Consider the following 22825-nt stretch of genomic DNA (forward strand, 5'->3'; position numbering starts at 1 on the left):
TACATATACTGTGGATATGTATTGAGACATATGAACCGGCTTAAGCTTTTACGATAATCCAGCGCCCTAAAGAAAGCGCCAGACACCGAGCCGCCGCCCACATGTCCCTTCATCTAATCTACAATGTCAAAGAACCAGCCAACACTCTTAGGGGACAGAGAACCTTCCTCGAAACTGCTTCCGAGGGAGAGTGTCCCGCAAATGTTGGCGACCGTTCCGTCAGCGCCTCGTAAAAGGCAGCGTCCCGTCCGGTGAGGCGGCATATATGGGTGGCTTTCCGAACCGTCAAACCCTTTTTGCAGTTTTATTTCAGAAATTTTTGGCACCTTCCCTGATAAAGGCTCCGACCAGCGATCAGGATCGAGGAACGGATAGCGATATGGGTTTGCAGGATGCGGATGCGAATGACGCGGGCTTTGGCGCGCGGATACGCAGCGCGATCTTCTGGCGTTCGGGTAGCCAGATCGTGTCGCAGATGATGAGCTGGGTGGTGACGCTCGCCGTCATCCGCCTGCTCGATCCGGCCGACTATGGCCTGTTCGCGATGACGCAGGTGATCCTCAATTTCGCGACCTTCCTCAACGGCTATGGCCTGGTGAGCGCGCTGGTGCAGTCGGACAGCGTTGAACCGCATCGGTTGCGCCAGGCCTTTGGCATCATGCTGCTGCTGAACGGATCGCTCGCCTTGCTGCAACTCGCCATCGCGCCCCTGGCGGCGGACTATTATGACCAGCCCATGGTCGCCGACCTGCTGCGAGTGCAGGCGCTGCTCTATTTGTCCACCCCGTTCATCTCGATTCCCGAAGCGATCATGGGCCGCGCGCTGGACTTCAAGCGGCCCGCGCTGGTCAACCTGATCGCAGCGGCCGCCTCCGCCGGCGTCGCACTTACCGGTGCCCTGTCAGGCTGGGGTGTATGGACGCTGGTCTTCGCGCCGATCGCCGGCTTCTGGGTCAAGGCGGCGGGCTATGTCATCGTTACCGGATTCCGCCCGATTCCCAGTTTCGATTTTCGCGGCACCGGCGCGATGGTCGGCTATGGCGCGTCATTGCTGGGCGGCCAGCTGTTCTGGATCGTCCAGAGCCAGGCGGACATCTTCATCGGCGGCCGCGTGCTCGATCCCCATGCGCTGGGCCTTTACGCCGAAGCGCTGTTCCTCACCCAGATTTTCGTCAGTAAATTCGTGCCCCCTCTCAACGACGTCGCCTTTCCCGCCTATGCGCGAATGCAGAAGGATGTGAGCCGCGTCTCCTGGTCCTTCTGCAAGGCGGTGAAGCTGCTGCTGCTGCTGACCTGCCCCATTTACCTTGGCATGGCGGTGACGGCAGGACCGCTGGTGGAAACGCTGTTCGGGGAAAAATGGCTGGCCATGGCCCCCTTCGTCACCATATTGGCGCTCGCCATGCCGTTCATGACGGTGCAGGTGATGTTCGCGCCGGTCAGCAATGCGCTCGGCCGCCCCGGCACCACCGCGCGAATCGCCGGAGTCGGCGCGGTGTTGATGCCGGCGGCCTTCCTGATTGGCATCCAATATGGGGCGATCGGCCTGACCTGGGCCTGGCTGGCCGCCTTTCCGCTGCTGACGCTGGTGACCGCACGCCTCGCTGGCGCGCCCATGGGCCTGCGCCTCGCCGACCTCGCACTGGCGGCGGCGCCGGGCCTTGGCTGTTCGTTGCTGATGGCCGGCGTCGTGCTCGCCATCGATTCTGCGCTGCCGGTTCTCCCTGCCCCGCTGCGGCTCGCCATTCTGGTTCCGGCCGGCGGCCTCGCCTTTCTGGGCGCGCTGCTGCTGTGCGCGCGCGGGACACTTCGGGAACTGATCGCGCTGGTGATCCGCCGCAAGCCGCCGGTTCAGGCCGCGGCCTGATCCGGCAGCCCTCCGGCGATCAGACGGTCTGGATATAGTCGCGCATCGCCGCGGCTTCCGATTCGATGCTGTCGATGCGGAATTTGACCAGATCGCCGATCGAGATCATGCCCGCCAGCGCGCCATCGACCACTACCGGCAGATGACGGATGCGTCGCTTCGTCATCAGCGACAGGCCTTGCATGACCGATGTCTGTTCATCAATGGTGATGGCCGGCGCGGTCATCACGTCGCCGACGCTGTGGTCCAGCGCGGACGGGCCATCCTGCGCCACGCGGTACACCAGGTCGCGCTCCGAAAAAATGCCCACCACCTGGCCATCCGCGACCACGGGCACACAACCGATTCGCTGGTCCGCCAGCAATCGGACGGCGCTCAGCACGCTGTCGCTGGGCTCGACCTGGATGACGTCGTTCCCCTTGCGCTGCAAAATCGTTGCAATGGTCATGGCCTGCTCTCCTTGTTCGCCTGCGTCCGCCGGTCCTGTTATTCTGTTGCGCGATGAACGAGCCGCCAGCCGGGCGTTGGCGACCCAAATCGCGTCCGGCGCTTGATGATCCCACGATCACGCCCCAAAGAAAAGGGATGACACGCAAGCAAGCGCTCGACGACCCGCAGATCGCGGCGACGGCCTGGGGCCGGTTTCGCCGGATCATGGCCTGGATGGCGGCCGGCGGCGCGGCCTGCGTCGGCGCGGCGCTGCTGTTTCTCTATTGGTGGACGGGTTCGCTGCCGATCCATATGGCGATCGCGACCACATTGGGCGTATGGCTGACCTTCATGCTGGGGACGGGGCTGATGGCGCTCGTCTTCCTGTCCAGCGGGACCGGGCATGACGAACAGGTAATTGACAGGGCGAAGGACGAGGTGCCGCTGGATGACTGAAACGACGAAAGACGACCGGGGCGAAGCCGTGCTGCGCGTGATGCCGCGATTGGCCGATATCAACGCCAACGGCCATATTTTCGGTGGCTGGGTGCTCAGCCAGATGGATATCGCCGGCGGCATCATCGCCCATCGCCTGGCGCAGGGACCGGTCGCCACCGTCGCGATCGAAAGCATGAAGTTCATCGCCCCGATTTTGCTGGGCGATATCGTGTCGGTCTATGCGCGCGAAGAGCGGCGCGGACGGACATCGCTGGCGATCCGCATCGACGTCGTGGCGACGCGCGGAATCGCGCAGGAAGAAGTGCCGCTCACCAGCGGCGTCTATACCTTCGTGGCGCTGGACGCCGATCACCGACCCCGGCCCTTTCCGACCGCCTGACGGTTCAGCGGTCGAACCGCTCATCATAGCGATAGTCTGCCTTGCCGTTCGCCGGCACGACTATGCGCCAGATCCAGCCACTGCCGCGCCGCTCCAGCCCTTTTGGCCGGGGCGTAATATCCTGCGTCAGGGTGACTTCGGCGGTCACGGGCTGCGCCCGCGCATTGCTGACGCTGACGATCCAGCGTCGGCGCTTGGCGCTTTCCTGCGCGATTGTCGCGGCGATCCGCACATCGGGGCTCTGCATCAGGTCATAATCGATCCGCTCGCCCGCCGCCTTGTCCGCCACGTCCGCCTCCCCCGCCAACAGCCGTTGCCCCGCCACATGCTCGAACAACGCGACGCGGCCTGCGGGCATGGCGATTCCCAGGCCATCCTCCGCCCGGTTCCGCAAGCGCAGGCGCAGTGTCATCGGCAGCGATGGCGTCGCCCCGCGCACCGTGGCGGCATAAAGCCGCTCTGCCGCCACGCCCGGTTGCCTTAGCAGGGCCACCTGCTTCTGCCCGCTCGGCGCGACATCGACGGCAAAGGGAATGCGGTAGAGTTTCAAATCGCCGACATCTTCGGGCGGTGGCGGAGGTGGCGGAGGCGGCGGAGGTGGCGGCGGTGGAGCCGGCGCCGCCAGCCGCGCGCTCGTCACGACGATATCCTCCGCCCGCTCCATCCGCTGCGCCATCGCCACCGGCGGCAATCCCCAGCGCGGGTGGGTGCTGGTGCCGTCCATCGGCCAGCAGCGTAAGCTGAGCGCACCGGCTGCCTGCCGGCGCAGCAACGCCCGCGCCTCCCGATTGGGATGCCCGGCGATCACCGCGACCTTCGCATCGGCAAAGCCCGTCACGCCACCATTGGCCAGCGTCAGCCACGCCATCAGGTCGATCCGGCCATCCGAGCGCCGCTCCGCGACATAATTGGCCGCCCAGTCGAACCCCTGCGCCAGATAGGTCAGCTGCACGGTCGCGCGCGTAGGCCGATCGGCAGTCGCGATCACCGACAGCGTCGGGCGCGCCGACAGGTCGGCGGGGGCCTGCGGGTAAAGCATCCTTTCGGGCAGGCCACTGCACCCCAATGCCTCATAACCCTGCGCCGTGCGCACGATCACGCCGCCCGCCGGCCCTGCGGTGATGACCGCATCCTGCTGCGTCACCTTGCCCGTGGCGCGATCGGTGCGGCGCAGCGTCACGCTGCGCTTGAGATAGGCGTCGACCAGTCCTGCGGGCGACAACAGCCGGTCGTCGCGATTTTTCTCCCGCACCCCCTGCGGCAAGCCGGACAGCACGGCCGTTTCCGGCATCAACCCTTCGGCCACGCCCTCGAACCGGATCACGCTTTCGCCCTGCGGCAGATCGATGGTGCGGGTTTCCGTGACGAGCGCATAGCCGCGCGGCCATTGCGGGTCGATCGCGCCGCGCGTGCGGCCGGGCTGGCGATAAATGGTGAGCGCCACCGTATCGGGCCGTGGCGACACCAGCGTTTGCGCCCGCGTCATCGCTGGCACCACAGCCGCTAACGCCAGCGCAAGGACAAGGATCAGCCGCCCGGCCATCATGTCGTCGCGCTCAATAGCGCGAATCGAACGTGACCAGCAGTTCGGCCGACCCATTGGCCGCCACGGGCACGCTCCATTCCATCCGCTCCGCTGACACGCGCCGTCCCTCCAGGCTTTGCTGCACCACGCGGGTGTCGCCCCACAGGCCCAGCTGCGCCAGGTCAACCGTCACCGCCTCCGGTCGCGCGTTCGTCAGCGTATAGCGCATGCGCGTTTCCCACCGGTCCGCGCCCTTGCGGGTGCGCTGCTCGACGGTCGGGCGGACCTTGACGTCGAAGGCCTCGCCGGTGCGCAACGCCATGGATGATCCCATCGGCGTATGGTCGATGCGATTCTCGCCGATGAACTGCGGATCGCCGCGCGCATCGCGCATATAGACGCGGATCGTCCCGGCGGGCAGTTGGTCGCCCAGGCCGCCCTGTCTTGACGTTGAAAATTTGAGCACGCTCGACGCGCTCATCGGCTCGGCGGAACTGCCCAGCCACCCGTTTACATATTCATAGGTCGCCCGCGCCGGTGTGCCCTGCACATCCAGAAAACTCACCTGCTTCTGCTGCGCATCAGCGATCGTCGTGCGGGCAGCCAGCGGATAGAGATAATAGTCACCCAGCCGCTCGCGCGTCCCGCTTTCGGTTCCGGCGGCATCGATCGCGCCGGCGCCCGGCGCAAAGCCGCGTTGCCGGCCGCCGCCACTGGCGGGGTCGCCGGCCACCAACAGGGTGCGCGCGTTGGTGAAGGTCGTGCCCGTATTGTTGGTGAGCGTCACCCATCCCTGCATGTCCATCGCCTGCTTCGCCGCGTCGAACATCGCGACATAATCGGCGGTCCAGCCCAGATTGGGCGTCAGGTAGGACAGGCGGGCGGGCACGGTCCCGGCGCGGTCCGCTTCCACCGTCACGGACAATGTCGGGCGCGCGCGCAAATTGGGCGGCACCCGGTCGAACACCACCCGCACCGGCAGGCCGTCGTCGCGCAGCACTTCGATCCGGCTGCCGATCTGAAGCACGATGCCGCCATTGGCCGCCAGCACCTTAGCCCGTTCCCGCGTTTCCGCCCCGGTCGCGACATTGGTGCGCACCAGCGTCACCTCCTGCCCCACCGCCTTGTCCATCAGCTTGTCGGGCGACAGCAGGTCGAAATCGAAATTCTGCTCGACGATGGACAGGCCCGGCCCCGACAGATTCACCGTTTCGGGCCGGATGCGCGCCGATACATCGGGAAATTCGATGCGGTTGCGGCCCTGCGTGACCGGCAGTCGCCGTTCATCCTGCACCAGCGACTGGCCGCCATTATAGATGGTGACGGCAATATCCCCCTGCGCGCTGGCGCCCACCGGGTCGCTTGCGACCTGCGCATGGGCGCTTGCCGACATCAGGGCCAGCAGCAACGGGACGGGCAGGCGCGCAGCGATCATCTCTCTCTCCGGTCTTTGCGTCCGCCTTGTGCCGGATCGCGCGCGACTTGGAAAGCGGGCAGCAAAAAGGGGACGATGCGCGCTCGCATCGTCCCCCGATGTCGCCGCCAAATAGCGGGCGATGCTGTTATTCAGCGGCCTCGGCCGCCTTCGCGCGCGGCCGGCGCGTGCGCTTCTTGGGTGCGTCTTCGGCTGGCGCGTCTTCATCATTGTCCGCCCGCGCGATCGAGGGCGGCAGGATCGTGGCGTCCATCCCATGCGCGTCATCGGCGGCCTTGGCGGCATCGACCTTGCGCGGACGGCCGCGACGCGGCTTTGGCGCTTCGGTTTCAGCGGCAGGAGCCGCAGCGGGCGCGGCCTGCGCAGCCTCGCTCATCGCGTCGGCGGGGGTGCCGGTCGGGCCTTCGACGCCGCGTTCCATCCGGGTCGATGCATCGACGTCACCGCCCTGCTGATCGCGGCGGGTGCGGTCGCGCCGGTTGCCGCGCGCTTCGCGCTCGTCATCCTGCCGACCGTCCTGGTCTCTGGCCTGATCCCTGCCCTGATTGCGCGATTGATCGCGGCCCTGATCCCGCGCCTGGCCCCGGCCCTGATCGCGCGATCCGCGCTCGGACTGGTCGGCGCGTCCATCGTCGCTGCCATAATCGGCGCTGTCGAATTCATCGCCGTCTTCGCTATAGTCATCGTCATTGCGACGATAACGCTGCTGCTGTTCTTCCTGGCGGGCGCGATTGTCGGCCAGCACGCGGAAATAATGATCGGCGAACTGCAAATAATATTCGGCATTCACGCGGTCGCCGGCCATCTGCGCATCGCGGGCCATATTCTTGTATTTCTCAAGAAGCTGGGCCGCATTGCCGCGCGCGCGGTTGTCGATGCGGTTGCCATTGTCGCCGCCGCCCCGGTTGCCACCATTGGGTCGACCGTTATTGTTCCGGCCGCGATTGCGACGGCCGGATTGCCGGTTGTTGATCAAGACATGGTCCTTGCGTTCGCTATGTCAAAACTCACTGAAGACACTGTTCAGTCGCCATCCCCAAGCACGGCCATCCATTTGGCCGAATATGGCTCCGCCGGGCCTGGCCGGATGATCCGGGCCAATTGCCTGGCCGCCACCGGCGCTAGCGCAGCGAACGCCGTCATGACTTTAAGGAGCGTAAAAAACGGCCTTTTCTGTCCATGGCCATAGTAGCCAGATCACGAGATGGAGCCGTTCCTTGACCCGATGTAGTGGCTTTCCCGGCATAAACCAAGCGATTTTCGTTTTCCTGCGCGTAAATCGCCCATTGCCCATCATGTCCGCGTGGCGATGACGCAGCGATCAAGCCCCGCCAGGTCGCAGCGGATCGCGACGTTCAACCCCTGCGCCGCCACCAGCGCGCCGACGCTGTCGCCCTGCCTGTGGCCAATCTCGATCGCCGCCATGCCGCCCGGCGCGATCAGGCGTGGCAGGTCGGGCGCGATGCGGCGATAATCGTCCAGCCCGTCCGCCCCTGCAAACAGCGCACTGGCCGGTTCGCGCAATACATCGCCGCTCAGCGGCTCATCCACGCCAATATAGGGCGGGTTGATAAGCAGCAGGTCGAACACCCCCTCCACCCCTGTCGCCCAGTCCCCGGCGCGAAATTCGGCGCGCGCGTCCAGATCCAGCCGCGCCGCATTGCCCCGCGCCACCAACAGCGCGCCCGCCGACGCGTCGATCCCCAGCCCGCGCGCCTGTGGCCACTGCGCCAGCGCCGCGAGCAACAGCGCGCCAGACCCGGTGCCCAGGTCCAGCACCGTCTGCGGACCCTGCGCCCCGAAATAGTCGACCGCCGCCTCGATCAGCGTCTCGCTGTCCGGGCGCGGGATCAGCGTGTCGGGCGTCACAGCCAACGTGATCGTCCAGAAATCGCGCGTGCCGATGATATGCGCGACCGGCTCTCCGGCCGCCCGCCGCGCGATCAGCGCCGCGAAATCGGACGGCACGCCCAAATCGCGCTGCCGCATCAGCATGTCACCACGCGACAGGCCCAGCGCGTGCGCCATCAGCAATTCCGCGTCCAGTCGCGCCGTGTCGCTGGAACGGGCAAGACTATCGGTGGCGGCGCGAAGCGCGTCCGGGATGCTCCCGCTCGTCAGGCACAGGGGGGAAGACCCCGTCAACTCACCCCGTCCAACTGCGCCAGCCGCGCCGCTTCATCCTCGGCCGTCAGCGCGTCGATCACTTCGGAAAGGCCCGGCCCTTCCAATATTTCGGGCAGCCGATGCAGCGTCAGGTTGATGCGATGGTCGGTGACGCGCCCCTGCGGGAAATTATAGGTGCGGATGCGTTCGGACCGGTCGCCCGATCCCACCATCGCCTTGCGCGCCCCGGCCTGCTCATTCTGCGTGCGTTCGCGCTCGGCTTCGTACAGGCGCGCGCGCAGCACCTGCATCGCCTTCGCCTTGTTCTTGTGCTGCGACCGTTCATCCTGCTGCGTCACTACGATGCCGGTCGGCACATGGGTGATGCGCACCGCCGAATCGGTGGTGTTCACATGCTGCCCGCCCGCGCCCGACGCGCGATAAATGTCGATCTTGAGGTCCGCGTCGGCGATTTGCACGTCCACCTCTTCGGGTTCGGGCAGCACGGCGACGGTCGCGGCGCTGGTGTGGATGCGCCCGCCGCTTTCCGTCACCGGCACGCGCTGCACCCGGTGCACCCCGCTCTCGAACTTCAATTTCGCAAAGACGCCCGCGCCATTGATGCTGGCGACCACTTCCTTGAAGCCGCCCTGTTCGGACGCATTGGCCGACAGCATCTCCATCTTCCATCCCTGTGTATCGGCATAGCGCTGATACATGCGGAACAGGTCGCCGGCGAACAGGGCCGCCTCGTCCCCGCCGGTGCCGGCGCGGATTTCCAGCATGGCGGGCCGCGCGTCGGCCGCGTCGCGGGGCAGCAATTGCAGCGCCAGCGCGCGCTCGGCGGCGGGCAGCTGGCTTTTGAGCAATTGCATTTCCTCCTGCGCCATGTCGCGCATGGCCGGGTCCGCCTCCTCGCCGCCGGTCATCATTTCCAGCGCCGCCAGTTCCTGCCGCAAGCGCCGCAATTCGCGCGCCGCCGCCGCCACCGGCTCGATCTCGGCATATTCCTTGGACAGCCGCACGAACTGATCGGGCGCCAGATCGGCGCGCGTCATCGACGCCTGCACCTCGTCCCGGCGCGCCTCGATCTGCGCAATGCGTTCAGCGGAAATGTGCATCAGGCTTTCAGAACCACGCCATAATCAGCCCAGCATTTCTCATCCTTGCTGAGAGGGACTAACATCGCGGACTTCTGCAAAATCTCTCCAGCCAGCTTTTCGATGTATTCGCTGTCCTGCTCCATCGCTCCACGGCCACGTTTCACATCAACGAAAATCGGATTCCAGTTTGGGCGGCCTTCTACAGCTTCACGGACTACCAGCATAATTTGGGGTAGCTTGCTTTGCGCTTTATCGAATCGTTTCTTCGGCGATCCTCCAAAAACCGTATCAGTTGCGAATCCAGCCCGTCGAAGAGCCGCCGTAAGGCTTGTGACATTCGCATCTTGCGAATTACTTTCACTAAATACAACGACGAGCGGCCGATCAATATCAGGCATATCCACCAGCATCGCCAGCCGCTCGATCCCCGCTGCCCAGCCGACCGCCGGCGTGGCGGGGCCGCCCAGATTCTCGATCAGCCCGTCATAACGCCCGCCGCCCAGCACCGTGCCCTGCGCGCCCAGCCGATCGGTTACGAACTCGAACGCGGTGTGGCGATAATAGTCCAGACCGCGCACCAGCCGCGCGTTGCGCTCCCACGCCACGCCAGCCGCGTCCAGCCCCGCCGTCACCTTTTCGAAAAAGCTGCGCGCCTCATCGGTCAGATAAGCGTCGATATCCGGCGCGCTGTCGGCGATCGGCCGGTCGCGCGGGTCCTTGCTGTCCAGGATGCGCAGCGGGTTCTTCGCCAGCCGCTCAACGCTGTCTTCCGACAAATCGCCCCGGTTTGCCTCGAAATGCGCGATCAGCGCCGCGCGCCAGGCGTCCCGGCTCGCCGCGTCGCCCAGCGTATTGAGCGTCAGCGTCACGCCCTCGATCTTCAGCTCGCGCAGCAACTGGTCGCCCATCACCAGCAATTCGACGTCCGCGCCCGGCTCGCCCGCACCGATGATTTCCGCGTCCAGCTGGTGGAACTGGCGGAACCGTCCCTTTTGCGGCCGTTCGTAACGGAACAGCGGCCCGTGCGTCGCGACTTTGAGCGGCGCATATTGCTGCCAGCCTTCGGTGATGTAGGCGCGGCTGATCCCGGCGGTGAATTCGGGGCGCAGGGTGATGCTGTCACCACCGCGATCCTCGAACGTATACATTTCCTTGGACACGACATCGGTGCTTTCGCCCAGCGACCGGGCGAACACTGCCGTCGCCTCGAACACCGGCACCTCGACCCGCTGGAACCCATAGAGCCGGCGCACGCGATCGAAGGTCGCGACCACATGCGCGAACCTCTCCTGGAAAGCATCGGGCGTGCCGCCCAGCATGTCCTGCGTGCCGCGCACCGGGCGCGGGGTATCTATTCTGGCCATGGGGCAGCGCCTTTAACGGCATTTCAAGTCCAAGGAAACGCGGTTTTTCGGTCCCCTGCCCTTGAGGGCGTATCCCCGTTCGGTCAGGGGTGGACGCGCGCGCGCGCAGCCGCCATGCTTGGGCCATCCGGGCCGACCGGCCTGTCCATCTTTCGGAGACCTCCATGATCCGCAGCCTTGCTGCCGCCCTTTGCCTGTCGACAGGCCTCGCCACCGCGATCGTTACGCCGCTCCACGCGCAGGACGCGCTGCGGTCCAAACCGACCGCCCTGCCCGTCAACGACGCGACGCCCGCGCCACGCGACACGCCCTATCCCGGCACGATCAGGCTGGAGGTAGACGCGACCGACACCATGCAGCGCATCTACCGCGTCAAGGAAACCATCCCCGTCGCCCAGGCCGGGCCGATGACGCTGCTGATGCCCCAATGGCTGCCGGGCAACCACGCCCCGCGCGGCCAGATCGAAAAGCTCGCCGGCCTCACCATCACCGCCAATGGCCAGCCGATTGAGTGGGTGCGTGATCCGCTCGACGTCTACGCCTTCACCATCGACGTGCCCCAGGGCGCGAGCGAGATCGTCGCCTCCTTCCAGTGCCTGTCCGCCACCCAGCCCAATCAGGGCCGCGTCGTCATCACGCCCAAGATGCTGAACCTCCAGTGGGAACAGGTGTCGCTCTACCCGGCGGGCTATTATACCCGCCAGATCCCGGTGCAGGCGACCGTCACCTATCCCGCCGGCTGGCAGGCCGCGACCGCGCTGCGCGGCACGAAGACGGGGGATACCGTCGCCTATGAAACCATCGACTATGAAGCGTTGCAGGATTCGCCCGTCTTTGCCGGCCGCTATTTCAAGCCGGTGGACCTGGGCCATGACGTGACGCTCAACATCGTCGCCGACGATGCCGACGAACTCGCTTACAAGCCCGAACAGATCGCCAAGCATAAAAAGCTGGTCGACGAAGCCGGCGCGCTGTTTGGCGCCTATCATTTCAACCATTATGACTTTCTGCTCGCTATCACGGACGAAATGGGCGGCATTGGCCTGGAACATCAGCGCAGCTCGGAAAACCAGGTCGAACCGGGCTATTTCAAGGATTGGGATTCGGACAAGGCGCTGCTTGACCGCAACCTTCTCCCGCATGAATTCACCCATAGCTGGGACGGCAAGTTCCGCCGCCCCGACCTGCTCTGGACGCCCGATTTCCGCACGCCGATGCAGGATAATCTGCTGTGGGTCTATGAAGGCCAGACGCAATTCTGGGGCTATGTGCTGGGCGCGCGGTCGGGCATGTTCACCAAGCAGGAAACGCTCGACGCCTATGCCAATATCGCCGCGCGGCTCGACACGGCAGTCGGCCGGCAATGGCGTCCGCTGGAAGACACCACCCATGATCCCATCATATCCGCGCGCCGCCCCAAGGGCTGGAGCAGCTGGCAGCGGTCGGAGGATTATTACAATGAAGGCCTGATGATGTGGCTGGAGGCCGACGCCATCATCAGCAAGGCAACCCGTGGCCGCAAGGGGCTGGACGATTTCGCGAAGGCCTTTTTCGGCATCAAGCCGGGCGACTGGGGCCAGGTCGTCTATAATCGCGACGACGTCATCGCGACGCTCAACGGCATCGCACCCTATGACTGGGCCGGCTTCTTCCAGAAATATGTCGATCGCCCCACCGGCGAAACGCCCAAGGGCGGCTTCTTCATGGGCGGCTACAAGCTTGTCTACACCGAAGAGCCCAACAGCTTCACCAAGGCGGCCGAAACAGCGGGCAAATATGTCGACCAGGGGTCGGGCATCGGCGCGATCGTCAAGAATGACGGCGATATCAGCAGCGTCATCTGGGACAGCGCGGCGTTCAAGGCCGGTCTAGTCGTGGGCGCCAAGATACTGGCGGTCAACGGCAACGAATTTTCGCCCGAAGACTGGAAGGCGGCAATCACCGCGGCAAAGGACGGCAAGACGCCGATCCAGATCATCGTCAAGCAGGACAAATATTACCGCACTTTGTCGCTCGCATATTCAGGTGGCTTGCGCTATCCGCGCCTCGAAAAGACAGGAGAGGGTGAAGGCAGCCTCGACCGGCTGCTCAAGCCAAGAACATGACTCACCCGCAGCGAAACGTGTAGGAAAAAGGCGTTTTCATGAATATCGAACTGATCTCCGTTGGCGATGATCCGCCCAACAACCTCAATGTCGTCATCGAGGTGCCGGTGGGCGGCGAGCCGGTCAAATATGAGTTCGACAAGGCGTCGGGCGCGCTGTTCGTGGATCGCATCCTGCACACGCCGATGCGCTATCCGGCCAATTACGGCTTCGTGCCGCATACGCTGTCGCCCGACGGCGATCCGCTCGACGCGCTGGTCGTCGCGCGGTCGCCCTTCATCCCCGGTTGCGTCGTGCGCGCCCGTCCGATCGCGGTGCTGAACCTGGAAGACGAAGCGGGCGGCGATGAAAAGCTGGTGTGCGTGCCGGTGGATTCGACCTTCCCTTATTATTCCAATGTGGGCGAACGCGACGACCTGCCGGAAATCGTCTTCCAGCAGATCGAGCATTTCTTCACCCATTATAAGGATCTGGAGAAGAAGAAGTGGGTGCGCATCGGCACCTGGGGCGGCGCGGAAGACGCACGCCAGATCACGGTGGAAGCGATCGAGCGCTATCAGGCGGCGAAAAAGACCGCCTGAACCACGCCCGTCAGGTTTAGACAGAAAGGCCGCGCGGTCCCGCACCGCGCGGCCTTTTTCTGTCTAAAGCGCGCTGCGCGCCTTAAATCAGCCGGTCCGCCTCCATCGCCAGCGCGAAACTGTCGCGCCCGCGCGGCAGGCGCGCATGCAGCCGCGCGTCCGCCTCCACCAGCCGCGCAACCCCCGCCTCCAGCTGGCCCTCGTCCAGCGTGAAGGGCAGGCGCAGGAATCGCTCGAACGCGCCGCCCACGCCAAAGCGCGGCCCCGCCGCCACCCGCACGCCCAGGCTTTCGGCCAGCGCGGCGAGCGCGGTCGCCTCCGCGCGCGGCAATTCGGCCCAGAGCGACAGGCCGCCCGCCGGCGATTCGACCCGCCAGTGCGGCAGATGCGTGGCGATCAGGCCCAGCAGATGGTCGCGCCGGTCGCGCAGTGTCTGCGCCCGCGCGCCCAGCCCGACATCCGCATCGATCAGCTGCGCCACCGCCAATTGCTCCACCACCGGGCTTGCCATATCCATCGTCGTGCGCAACCGCCCCAGCGCCGCGACCGTCTGCGCGTCCGCCCGGATCCATCCGACGCGCAACCCGCCCCAGAAAATCTTGCTCGCCGACCCCAGCGAAATCACCTGCCGCCCCGATGGGTCGTGGCAGGCGACCGGCGGCGGCGGCGCAAAGTCCAGTCCCATCGCCACCATCGTTTCATCGACGATCAGCGGCGTGTGCGTGCGCGTGGCCGCCGCCACCAGCGCGCGCCGTGTGGCCGGGTCCATCGACCGCCCGGTCGGATTGTGGAAATCAGCGATCACATAGGCAAAGCGCGGCGCGGTCTGGCGGAACGCCGCCTCCATCGCGTCAATATCCCACCCCTGTTCGGGCAGGCCGACCGGCACCGGCACGACATGGGCGCGCTGCAACGCCTGGATGACGTTATGATAGGTCGGATGATCGATCACCGCCCGATCGCCCGGCCCCGCCAGCCACTTCAGCAACAGCGAAAATCCCTGCTGCGCACCGTTCGTCACCATGATCTGGTCGGGCGATGTCGGGCAACCGCGCCGCTCATAATGGGCGGCGATCGCGCGGCGCAGCACCATCAGGCCGAAAGGATCATAGCCCAGATCGCCCAGATAGGCAGGCAGCGCCTCGACTGCATGGGCATAGGCGCGGGCGACACCGGGCGCGGCGGGCAATGCCGCGTGGGTCCAGTTGAGCAGGTTGCCGCCGCTCGTCCTCTCCGGATCGGTGGCCGGCGTCGTCGCATGTCCGGCGGGCAAGCGGGTGACGCTGCCCGACCCCTGCCGGCTTTCCAGAAACCCTTCGTCGCGCAGCCGGTCGAATGCTGCGGCAATGGTCGTGCGCGACAGGCCCAGCGCAGCGGCCAGTTCCCGCTCGCCCGGCAACCTCACATTCAATCCGACCCGCCCGTCCAGCACCAGCATCCGCAGCGCCTGCGCCAATTGGCGATAGGCCGGCTCCGCGCTGTCCTGCGCGCGCCATGCGCCGAGCAGGCGCAACAGGGACGGCGGGCGAAGCAGCGAAGTGGACATGAACATTCCTCCGACTGAAGGGTCTATCCTGTCCACTTATCCAAAACTGGCCTTGATGGAAAAGGCCAGTTGCGCCAAAGCTGCCCTTTCTCTCAAGCCATGATCGCCGGTCTCGTGCACGATCCTTGACGCCGGCCTGACCGCTGGCATGATCCCCTAACCTCGCGATCCGGGAGCTACCCCATGCGCCGCCTGCTTGCCCTCCTCCTCGCCCTGCCGCTTCTCGGCGCGACCAGTCCCGCGCCCGATGCGCCAATGCCCGCGCGCCCCGCGCTCGCGCCGCTCGCCTTCGAACAGATCGCGCGCCCCGGAACGAAAATGCCGCGCTTCATGGTCGACGCCGCCTGGCCCGCCATGCCGCCGGACCTATTGCTGGGGCAGGTGAGCGGCGTCGCGGTCGGCCCCGACGACAGTGTCTGGGTTGTCCATCGCCCCCATTCGCTCACCGCCACCGATACGGGCCTGGCGCAAGACCCGCCAATCGCCGTCTGCTGCAAGCCCGCGCCTCCCGTGGTGCGCTTCGCCAGCGACGGCCGCTATCTCGGCGGATGGGGCGGCCCCGACAGCGCGCCCAGCGTCGATGGCGTCACGCAGTGGCCCTCAAGCCTGCACGGCATCTTCGTCGACAAGGCCGGGACAATCTGGTTCGGCGGCAATGGCAAGGGCGATCATGTCGTCCTGAACTACAGCGCCGATGGCCGCCATATCCGCAGCTTCGGTCGTCGCGGCAGGACCGGCGGCAATGACGCGACCGACCTGCTCGGCAACCCGTCGGACGTCAATCATAGCGAGGACATGGTGCTGATTTCGGACGGCTATATCAATCGCCGCGTCATCGGCTTCGACGCGAAGAGCAACGCCTATAAGGGCCGCTGGGGTGCCTATGGCAAGCCGCCGGTCGCCCCCACCCGCACCGGCGATTTCGACCAGAGCCATGCCGTCGACCCTAGCAAGGTCGCCGATCCCAAGGCCCCCATCTTCGCCGATATCGTCCATTGCGTGGTGCCGACCCGCGACGGCCATGTCTATGTCTGCGATCGCAACAACAACCGGGCGCAGCTGTTCAAGCGGGGGAAGGACGGCAGCCTGACCTTCGTGCGCGATCTCGTCATCGCAGGCGACACCGGCGGCACCCACAGCGTTACCGACATCGCCTTCTCGCCCGACCCGGACCAGACCTATCTTTATGTCGCCGATATGATGAACGGCCGGATCTGGATCTTGCGCCGCGCCACCCATGAGGTGCTGGGCGCAGTCGGTCGGATCGGCCGGCAGGCGGGCCAGTTCACCTGGCTGCACAGCATCGACACCGACAGCCAGGGCAATCTCTACGCGACCGAAGTCAATACCGGCCGCCGGGTGCAGAAACTGGTCTTCACCGGCATCGAATAGAGAGGCATTGGACAGGCGGCTGCGGGCGACCGGGCGTTCCGGCCGCCCCTGCCACTCAGGCCTTCTTGGCGGTCAGATGCTGGCTCAGATGCTTGTTCATCTCGAACATGCTCACTGATTTCTTGCCGAAAATCTTTTCCAGCTTGGCGTCGGCATTGATCTGGCGCCGGTCCTTGGCGTCCTGCAGGTCATGCTTCTTGATATAATCCCACACCTTGCTCACCACCTCGCTGCGGGGCAGGTCCTTGTCGCCGACAATTTCGGCCAGCTCCGGGGAGGGCGTGACCGGCGCAGTGATGCCGCCGCGCGCGCCGCCGGCCTTCTTGCCGGTCGCCTTGACCGTCTTCTCGGCGGCCTTGGTCTCGTCCTTGCCGCGTTTTTCCGCCGATTTTGCCACGTCATGCTCCTCACCTTGGGGGGTCGATAGCCATATACGCGGCGCACCGCCATTGGTTGCGGCCCGTGCTGCCGCGCCTATTTATGGACCAGCGTGCCCGCGCCCTGATCGGTAAAGATTTCCAGCAGCATCGCGTGCGGCACCCGCCCGTCCAGGATGACGGCCGCATCGACCCCGCCCTCGACCGCGCGCACGCAGGTTTCCAGCTTCGGGATCATGCCCCCGCTGATCGTGCCATCGGCTTCCAGCCCGTGGATCGCTGCCGGATCGAGGTCGGACAGCAATTGTCCCTGCTTGTCGAGCACACCCGCCACATCGGTCAGCAGGAAGAAGCGCGACGCCTTCAATTCCGCCGCGATCGCGCCCGCCATCGTGTCGGCGTTGACATTATAGGTGTGGCCGTCCGCGCCGATGCCCACCGGCGCCACCACCGGGATGATGCCGTTATTGGCCAGCGTGTCCAGGATCGACCGGTCAACCGAAACCGGGTCACCGACAAAGCCGAGGTCAACATTGCGCTCGATGCCCGAATTGGGGTCCGCCTCACGCTTGCCCAGCACCTTTTCGCAGACGACCAGGCCGCCATCCTTGCCCGAAATGCCCACCGCCTTGCCGCCGGCACCCGCGATCCAGCCCACGATTTCCTTGTTGATGGACCCGGCCAGCACCATTTCGGCGATCTGCGCGGTTTCCTTGTCGGTGACGCGCAGGCCGCCGATGAACTGCGATTCGACGCCCAGTTTCTTCAGCATCGCGCCGATCTGCGGTCCGCCGCCATGGACGACGACGACATTGATGCCGACCGCCTTCATCAGCACGACATCCTCGGCGAAATCGCGCGCGGCTTCAGGGTCGCCCATGGCGTGCCCGCCATATTTGACCACGAAGGTCTTGCCGGCATAACGCTGCATATAGGGCAGCGCCTCCACCAGGGTTTCGGCCTTGGCCAGGAGCGCGGGATCGGGGGCGTGCTTGCTGTTCATGCGCGCGCGCATAGGCCGATATGCCCGCACCCGCAAGAACCGCCATTCCATTAGTTAGCTAACTAATCAAAAAACCCGTCTCTGGATATGTCGGCTTTGCTGTCGTTTTCAGCTCTGCCGGTCCAGCCGCCGCCCCAGCCCGACCAGCAGATAGATGACCGGCGGCACCAGGATCGCCGACAGCAGCACCTTGGCCAGCATCTGCCCCAGCAGCAATTCGCCGATCGGAAAGATACCGTAAAAGGCGATGGTCACGAACAGCAGCGTGTCGACGATCTGCGACAATATGCTTGCCGTCGCCGCGCGCAACCACAGCAGCCGGCTGCCCTCCCGCCCCTTGAGCGCCGCGAACAGCGTCACGTTCAGCGTTTGGGAAATGCCATAGGCGATGATCCCGCCCAGCCATATGCGCGGCGTGCCACCCATCATCAGCGCGAAGGCATCGGCCCGCGCCGGGTCCATGTCGCCGGCCGCCGGGGCCGCCAGCACCAGGATCGACAGCAGGATCGACGCGATCAGCGGCAGGAAGCCGATCTGCACCAATCGTGTCGCCACGGCACGGCCATGCAATTCCGCCACCGCGCTGGATATCGTGACCAGCAGCAGAAAGGCAAAAATCCCCGCCTCCACCGCCAGCGGACCCAGCCCTACCATCGGCCCGATGCTCGACAGCGGGCCAAGCGCCACCTGCTTGTTGCCCAGCACGCCCGCGATGCAGACCATGCCGCCATAAAAGATGGAAAAGAAGAAGAGCGATCGGCTGATGGGCGCGGGCGAAGTCGTCATCGGCCGCCCATATCGCCATTTGCGCGGCGGGGAAAGAGAGCGGGGCTTTACGCCCCCGCTCAAAGCCTGCCGATCAGAAGACCGGACCCTGCACCGGTCCCGACGGCTTGGCCGCGCCGCTGTCCTTCGCTGCGTCCAGCGCATCGGCCAGCCCCGGCGTGCGATTGTCGCGCGCCGCATAGTCGCGCGCCGACATGCCCGCCAGGCTGTCGCGCTTGTCGACATTGGCCCCCTGCGCCACCAGCAGGCGCACCAGCCCCACGTCACGCAACTGCACCGCGCGGATCAGCGGCGTCTCGCCATTGTCGTTTGGCTTGTCGACCTGCGCCTTATAGGCCAGCAACGTGCGCACGCCTTCCTCGAACCGGGCCTGCACCGCGTCCATCAGCGGCGTGTTGCCGTCATTGTCGGTCAGGTTGGGATTGGCGCCCTTGGACAGCAGGAATGTCAGCCAGCTATTGTCGCGCCGCGCCACCACGATGTGCAGCGCATTTTCGCCGCTGGTGACGTCGCGGCTGTTGATGACGGTGGAGCCGGGCTTCTGGATGAAGTCCGTCACCTTCTGTCCGTCGCGATCCTTCACCGCTTTGAGAAAGTTGTAATTATCCGAAAACTGCGCCTGCGCGACGCCGGGCGCCATCATCGCCATAGCGGCCGGAACCAGGAAAGCGGAAAGGAAGGTCTTCGTCATGCTGCGCCCTGTCTATTTGCAAATCGGCTTCTAGCAGGGCATGGCTGGCGATGCCATGAACAAAGCCATCTTGACCTGCGCCCTGCCGATGCTCGCCCTGCTTTCCGCCTGCGATATGGGGGGCGGCAACGCCGCATCAAACAATGGCGCAGCCCAGGGCGACCTTGCCGGCGCGCGCATCGGCGGCCCTTTCACCCTTACCGATCAGGACGGAAAACAGGTCCGCTGGGATGACTTCAAGGGCCAGTATCGCCTCGTCTATTTCGGCTATACCTATTGCCCGGACATCTGCCCGGTCGACCTGCAACGCATCATGCAGGGCTTTGCCCAGTTTGAAAAAGCCAGTCCCCAACTGGCCGCCAAGGTGCAGCCGATGCTGATCAGCGTCGATCCGGCCCGCGACACGCCCGCCGTGCTCAAAACCTATGTGGCCGCCTTTCACCCCCGCCTCATCGGCCTTACCGGCACGCCGGACCAGATCGCCAAGGTCGCTAAGGATTTCGCGGTCATCTACGGCAAGGAAGAGAGCGCGAGCGCCAGCGACTATCTGGTGAGCCACAGCCGCACCCCTTATCTGTTCGGTCCGGACGGTCAGCCGATCGCTCTGGTCCCGGTGGATGACCCCGCCACCGCCGACGTGGACGAAGGCGCGCCGGACAAGGTCCGCGCCTTCCTGCACCAATGGATCAAATGACCCCCTTCTGGGAAAAGCCGCTGGACCAGCTGGATCGCGCGCAATGGGAAGCCCTGTGCGACGGCTGCGGCAAATGCTGCCTGCACAAGGCGGAGGATGAGGATACGGGGCGCATTTATCCCACCAATGTCGCCTGCCGCCTGCTCGACCGCCAGAGCGCCCAGTGCAGCAATTACAAGGACCGCCGCCGCTTCGTGCCCGATTGCGTGCGGCTGACCCCGGCCAAGGTGCGCAACCTCGGCTGGCTGCCGCGCACCTGCGCCTACCGGCTGCGTGGGGACGGCCTGCCCCTGCCCGACTGGCATTATCTCGTCAGCGGCGACCGGGAAGCGGTGCATCGCGCCGGCGAATCGGTGCGCGGCTGGACCGTGGCGGAGGCGGATGCAGGCGACTGGGAACATCATCTTGTCGACCGCGAGCTTTGAGGGCGATGCCGCGATCCTGATCGATGGCGCGCCCGTGCCGGTGCGCATCCGCCGCTCGGCCCGCGCCCGCGCCTATCGGCTGACGCTGGACAGCGCCCGTGGCGGCCTTCGCCTCTCGCTGCCCGCGCGCGCGAACCTGAAAAAGGCGCTGGCCTGGGCGCAGGACCATGAAGCATGGGTGCGCGCGCAACTGGCCAAGCAGCCCGCCATCACCCTACTCGCCGATGGCGCGACCTTCCCGCTCGAAGGGCGCGATGTCACCATCTGCTGGATCGCAGGCGCGACCCGCACGATTCGGCTGGAGGGCGACCGTCTCCTGCTGGGCGGCCCGGCGGAATCGGTCGGGGCGCGCGTGCAGCGCTGGCTGGTCGCGCGGGCGCGGGCCGTGCTGGAAACCGAAAGCCATGCCATCGCGCGCGATCATGGCCTCATCGTCGCATCGGTGGGCGTGGGTGATCCGCGCAGCCGCTGGGGCAGTTGCGCCGCCTCTGGCGCGATCCGCTATAGCTGGCGGCTGATCCTCGCCCCGCCCGACGTGCGCCGCGCCACGGTCGCGCACGAACTGGCGCATCTGCTTCACATGGACCACAGCTCCGCCTTCCATGCCGCGCATCGCCGCATCCTGGGCGCTGATCCCCGCCCCGCGCGCGCCTGGTTGCGCGCCCATGGCGCCAGCCTCCACCGCTACCGCGCCTGATCCATGGCCCGCCGCAAACGCTATCTCGTCGCCACCATGGCCGATGGCTATGTGAAGCGTATCGGCCCTACCGCCGACCCGCTCACCCATTATTGGCGGATCGTCGCGCAACTGGAAAATGGCAGGACCGAGGTGTTCTGGGGCCACACTCGCTCGCTGGCCGAAGCGAAGAAGCTGAAAGCGCCGGCCGCCGATGGCGCGAAGATGCGCGGCTGGGCCAGCTATGTCTTCGAAATCGCCGAACTGGTCGAAGAGCCGCGCTGAGCGCGGGAGGCTCCTACCCCCGATGCGGCCAGGCGCCCGTTTCGTCCCCGGCGCACATATGCTCCCCCTCGCGCGGATAGGGCAGGCCGCAGGCGGGGCAGGCGACATGGTTGCCCGGTTTCAGCCCATGGCCCACCGTCACCCGCTCGTCGAAGACATAGCATTCGCCCTGCCAGCGGCTGTCAGCTTCCGGCATCTCCTCCAGATAGCGCAGGATGCCGCCTTTCAGGTGATAGACATCGTCGAAGCCGCGCGCCTTCACCAGCGCGGTCGATTTCTCGCACCGTATCCCGCCGGTGCAGAACATCGCGATCTTGGGCGCCCGTCCCTTGGCGCGCAGCCGCTCCGCCAGCCCATCGAACCAGGCGGGAAAGTCGCGAAAGGACCGCGTCGCCGGATCGATCGCATTTTCAAATGTACCGCAGGCCACCTCATAGGCGTTGCGCGTGTCGATGACGATCGTGTCGGGATCGGCGATCAACGCGTTCCATTGCGCCGGGTCCAGATAATCGCCCGCCTGGGTCGCAGGGTCCAGATCGCCCGCGCCCAGCGTTACGATCTCCGCCTTCACCTTGACCTTCATGCGCGCGAACGGCGCGGCATCGGCGCGCGCATATTTGACGTCGAGATCCGCGCAGCCCGGCAGGGTGCGGATATGATCGACCAGCGCGGCGATGGCGTCATCGCTGCCTGCCACCGTGCCGTTGATTCCCTCGCCCGCGACGATCAGTGTGCCGCACGTGCCAAGATCGCCGCACAGCGCCCGCAACTGCACGGCGATCGCATCGGGATCATCGAACCGGGCGAAGCGATACAAGGCGGCAATGGCGTAGGCGGACGGGGTGGCGGGCGATGTGGCGGGCATGGCAGCGCCTATAGGCCTGTAGGCCGCCACTTGAAAGCCGCGACGGACAGGCGCATAGGCGCTGGATGGTTCCCCTTTCGTTCGCAGGAGAGGCGTTTCTGGCCCTGCCCGAAGCCGCGCTCTATTGGCCCGCGCGCCGCGCGCTGCTGGTCGCCGACCTGCATTTCGAAAAGGCGAGCTGGTATGCCCGTTTCGGCCAGTTCCTGCCCCCGCATGACAGCCATGCCACGCTCGACATGATCGACGCGCTGGTGGCGCGCACGGGCGCGCAGGCGGTCTACTCGCTGGGCGACAGTTTTCACGACAGCGACGGCGCCGCCCGGCTCGACCCACAGGCGCGCGATCGGCTGGCGGCCCTGACCGGTCGGCTGGACTGGACCTGGATCACCGGCAATCATGACATTGGCGTGGCCGCAATGCCCGGTGGACGGCGCGTCGCCCAGGCGCAAGTCGGCGGCATCTGGCTGCGGCATGAGGCGCAGGCCGGTGATCCCGACCCTGAAATTTCCGGCCATTTCCACCCCAAGCTGCGCCTATCGCTGCGCGGCCGCCATGTGTCGCGCCGCTGCTTTGTCGGATCGGCGACCAAGCTGATCCTGCCCGCGCTCGGCGCGCTCACCGGCGGGCTGGATGCCGGCCATGGCGAGATTCGCCGCGCCGTCGGGCCGGGTGCGGCCGCGCTCGTGCCCGTCGCGGACCGCCTGCTGCGCTTTCCGCTTTCGTAAAGCGACG

General features: G+C 65.8%; 24 protein-coding genes. 11 read left to right on the forward strand and 13 right to left on the reverse strand.

Going from position 1 to position 22825, the window contains the following annotated elements; all coding sequences use genetic code 11:
* The first annotated feature begins 379 nt into the window (after window positions 1-379).
* Entirely contained in the window at window positions 380-1867 is a 1488-nt protein-coding gene (locus LL253_RS04700) for a lipopolysaccharide biosynthesis protein (protein WP_228226384.1), read from the forward strand.
* A gap of 19 nt (window positions 1868-1886) precedes the next feature.
* Here the strand turns inward: LL253_RS04700 and LL253_RS04705 are convergent, their stop codons facing one another.
* On the reverse strand, window positions 1887-2315 hold the full coding sequence (locus LL253_RS04705) for a CBS domain-containing protein (RefSeq protein ID WP_228221525.1): 429 nt from the start codon (window positions 2313-2315) through the stop codon (window positions 1887-1889).
* Window positions 2316-2452: 137 nt separating this feature from the next.
* Between LL253_RS04705 and LL253_RS04710 the strand changes: the two genes are divergently transcribed.
* Both LL253_RS04710 and LL253_RS04715 read left to right on the forward strand, forming a co-directional pair.
* Complete coding sequence (locus LL253_RS04710; protein WP_009823391.1) at window positions 2453-2752, forward strand: hypothetical protein; 300 nt, start codon at window positions 2453-2455, stop codon at window positions 2750-2752.
* The gene (locus tag LL253_RS04715) at window positions 2745-3134 is read left to right on the forward strand and encodes an acyl-CoA thioesterase (RefSeq protein ID WP_009823390.1); all 390 of its coding nucleotides are present in this window, start codon (window positions 2745-2747) and stop codon (window positions 3132-3134) included. The genes LL253_RS04710 and LL253_RS04715 overlap by 8 nt, the downstream gene beginning before the upstream one ends.
* A gap of 4 nt (window positions 3135-3138) precedes the next feature.
* Here LL253_RS04715 and LL253_RS04720 read toward each other — a convergent pair whose 3' ends face one another.
* The 6 genes from LL253_RS04720 to hisS all read right to left on the reverse strand — a co-directional run bounded on the left by LL253_RS04720 (window position 3139) and on the right by hisS (window position 10667).
* Window positions 3139-4680 carry a DUF4139 domain-containing protein gene (locus LL253_RS04720; protein ID WP_228226385.1) on the reverse strand — a complete coding sequence of 514 codons (1542 nt, stop codon included), beginning with the start codon at window positions 4678-4680 and terminating at the stop codon, window positions 3139-3141.
* 10 nt (window positions 4681-4690) lie between these two features.
* On the reverse strand, window positions 4691-6094 hold the full coding sequence (locus LL253_RS04725) for a DUF4139 domain-containing protein (RefSeq protein WP_228226386.1): 1404 nt from the start codon (window positions 6092-6094) through the stop codon (window positions 4691-4693).
* 127 nt (window positions 6095-6221) lie between these two features.
* Window positions 6222-7070 carry a DUF4167 domain-containing protein gene (locus tag LL253_RS04730; RefSeq protein WP_228226387.1) on the reverse strand — a complete coding sequence of 283 codons (849 nt, stop codon included), beginning with the start codon at window positions 7068-7070 and terminating at the stop codon, window positions 6222-6224.
* Between the two features lie 317 nt (window positions 7071-7387).
* Window positions 7388-8239 (reverse strand): peptide chain release factor N(5)-glutamine methyltransferase, encoded by an 852-nt coding sequence (gene prmC / locus LL253_RS04735; protein WP_266100881.1) that lies wholly within the window; start codon window positions 8237-8239, stop codon window positions 7388-7390.
* Complete coding sequence (gene prfA / locus LL253_RS04740) at window positions 8236-9321, reverse strand: peptide chain release factor 1 (RefSeq protein WP_009823384.1); 1086 nt, start codon at window positions 9319-9321, stop codon at window positions 8236-8238. Before prfA ends, prmC begins: the two co-directional genes overlap by 4 nt.
* Window positions 9321-10667, reverse strand: a complete 1347-nt coding sequence (hisS, locus tag LL253_RS04745) for a histidine--tRNA ligase (RefSeq protein WP_228226388.1) — start codon at window positions 10665-10667, stop codon at window positions 9321-9323. Before hisS ends, prfA begins: the two co-directional genes overlap by 1 nt.
* A 164-nt stretch (window positions 10668-10831) precedes the next feature.
* Between hisS and LL253_RS04750 the strand changes: the two genes are divergently transcribed.
* Together LL253_RS04750 and ppa are read left to right on the forward strand one after the other, a co-directional pair.
* Entirely contained in the window at window positions 10832-12772 is a 1941-nt protein-coding gene (locus LL253_RS04750; RefSeq protein WP_228226389.1) for a M61 family metallopeptidase, read from the forward strand.
* 38 nt (window positions 12773-12810) lie between these two features.
* Window positions 12811-13353 (forward strand): inorganic diphosphatase, encoded by a 543-nt coding sequence (ppa, locus tag LL253_RS04755; protein WP_009823381.1) that lies wholly within the window; start codon window positions 12811-12813, stop codon window positions 13351-13353.
* Window positions 13354-13435: 82 nt separating this feature from the next.
* Here the strand turns inward: ppa and yczR are convergent, their stop codons facing one another.
* Window positions 13436-14899, reverse strand: a complete 1464-nt coding sequence (gene yczR / locus LL253_RS04760; RefSeq protein WP_228226390.1) for a MocR-like transcription factor YczR — start codon at window positions 14897-14899, stop codon at window positions 13436-13438.
* Between the two features lie 183 nt (window positions 14900-15082).
* On the opposite strand from yczR, the gene LL253_RS04765 reads away from it, so the two are divergent.
* Window positions 15083-16291 carry an NHL repeat-containing protein gene (locus tag LL253_RS04765; RefSeq protein ID WP_228226391.1) on the forward strand — a complete coding sequence of 403 codons (1209 nt, stop codon included), beginning with the start codon at window positions 15083-15085 and terminating at the stop codon, window positions 16289-16291.
* Between the two features lie 55 nt (window positions 16292-16346).
* Here the strand turns inward: LL253_RS04765 and LL253_RS04770 are convergent, their stop codons facing one another.
* The 4 genes from LL253_RS04770 to LL253_RS04785 form a co-directional block, all read right to left on the reverse strand.
* Window positions 16347-16688 carry an SWIB/MDM2 domain-containing protein gene (locus LL253_RS04770; protein WP_009823378.1) on the reverse strand — a complete coding sequence of 114 codons (342 nt, stop codon included), beginning with the start codon at window positions 16686-16688 and terminating at the stop codon, window positions 16347-16349.
* A gap of 77 nt (window positions 16689-16765) precedes the next feature.
* Window positions 16766-17683 carry an acetylglutamate kinase gene (argB, locus tag LL253_RS04775; protein ID WP_009823377.1) on the reverse strand — a complete coding sequence of 306 codons (918 nt, stop codon included), beginning with the start codon at window positions 17681-17683 and terminating at the stop codon, window positions 16766-16768.
* Between the two features lie 96 nt (window positions 17684-17779).
* The gene (locus LL253_RS04780) at window positions 17780-18457 is read right to left on the reverse strand and encodes a queuosine precursor transporter (protein ID WP_228226392.1); all 678 of its coding nucleotides are present in this window, start codon (window positions 18455-18457) and stop codon (window positions 17780-17782) included.
* Between the two features lie 73 nt (window positions 18458-18530).
* On the reverse strand, window positions 18531-19148 hold the full coding sequence (locus tag LL253_RS04785) for an ankyrin repeat domain-containing protein (RefSeq protein ID WP_009823375.1): 618 nt from the start codon (window positions 19146-19148) through the stop codon (window positions 18531-18533).
* Window positions 19149-19188: 40 nt separating this feature from the next.
* Here LL253_RS04785 and LL253_RS04790 point away from each other — a divergent pair, with 40 nt between their 5' ends.
* Genes LL253_RS04790 through LL253_RS04805 form a run of 4 tightly spaced genes read left to right on the forward strand, consistent with a single transcriptional unit; the run spans window position 19189 to window position 21228 of the window.
* Entirely contained in the window at window positions 19189-19842 is a 654-nt protein-coding gene (locus tag LL253_RS04790) for an SCO family protein (protein ID WP_228226393.1), read from the forward strand.
* Complete coding sequence (locus LL253_RS04795) at window positions 19839-20267, forward strand: YcgN family cysteine cluster protein (RefSeq protein ID WP_228226394.1); 429 nt, start codon at window positions 19839-19841, stop codon at window positions 20265-20267. Before LL253_RS04790 ends, LL253_RS04795 begins: the two co-directional genes overlap by 4 nt.
* Window positions 20224-20964, forward strand: a complete 741-nt coding sequence (locus LL253_RS04800; RefSeq protein WP_228226395.1) for a M48 family metallopeptidase — start codon at window positions 20224-20226, stop codon at window positions 20962-20964. The genes LL253_RS04795 and LL253_RS04800 overlap by 44 nt, the downstream gene beginning before the upstream one ends.
* Before the next feature lie 3 nt (window positions 20965-20967).
* Window positions 20968-21228 (forward strand): hypothetical protein, encoded by a 261-nt coding sequence (locus LL253_RS04805; RefSeq protein ID WP_228226396.1) that lies wholly within the window; start codon window positions 20968-20970, stop codon window positions 21226-21228.
* A 13-nt stretch (window positions 21229-21241) separates the two neighbouring features.
* Here LL253_RS04805 and trhO read toward each other — a convergent pair whose 3' ends face one another.
* Window positions 21242-22093, reverse strand: a complete 852-nt coding sequence (trhO, locus tag LL253_RS04810) for an oxygen-dependent tRNA uridine(34) hydroxylase TrhO (protein ID WP_228226397.1) — start codon at window positions 22091-22093, stop codon at window positions 21242-21244.
* Window positions 22094-22158: 65 nt separating this feature from the next.
* On the opposite strand from trhO, the gene pdeM reads away from it, so the two are divergent.
* Complete coding sequence (pdeM, locus tag LL253_RS04815) at window positions 22159-22818, forward strand: ligase-associated DNA damage response endonuclease PdeM (RefSeq protein WP_228226398.1); 660 nt, start codon at window positions 22159-22161, stop codon at window positions 22816-22818.
* Window positions 22819-22825: the final 7 nt, after the last annotated feature.

This window comes from Sphingobium soli, from assembly GCF_020782245.1.
Lineage (GTDB): Bacteria > Pseudomonadota > Alphaproteobacteria > Sphingomonadales > Sphingomonadaceae > Sphingobium > Sphingobium soli.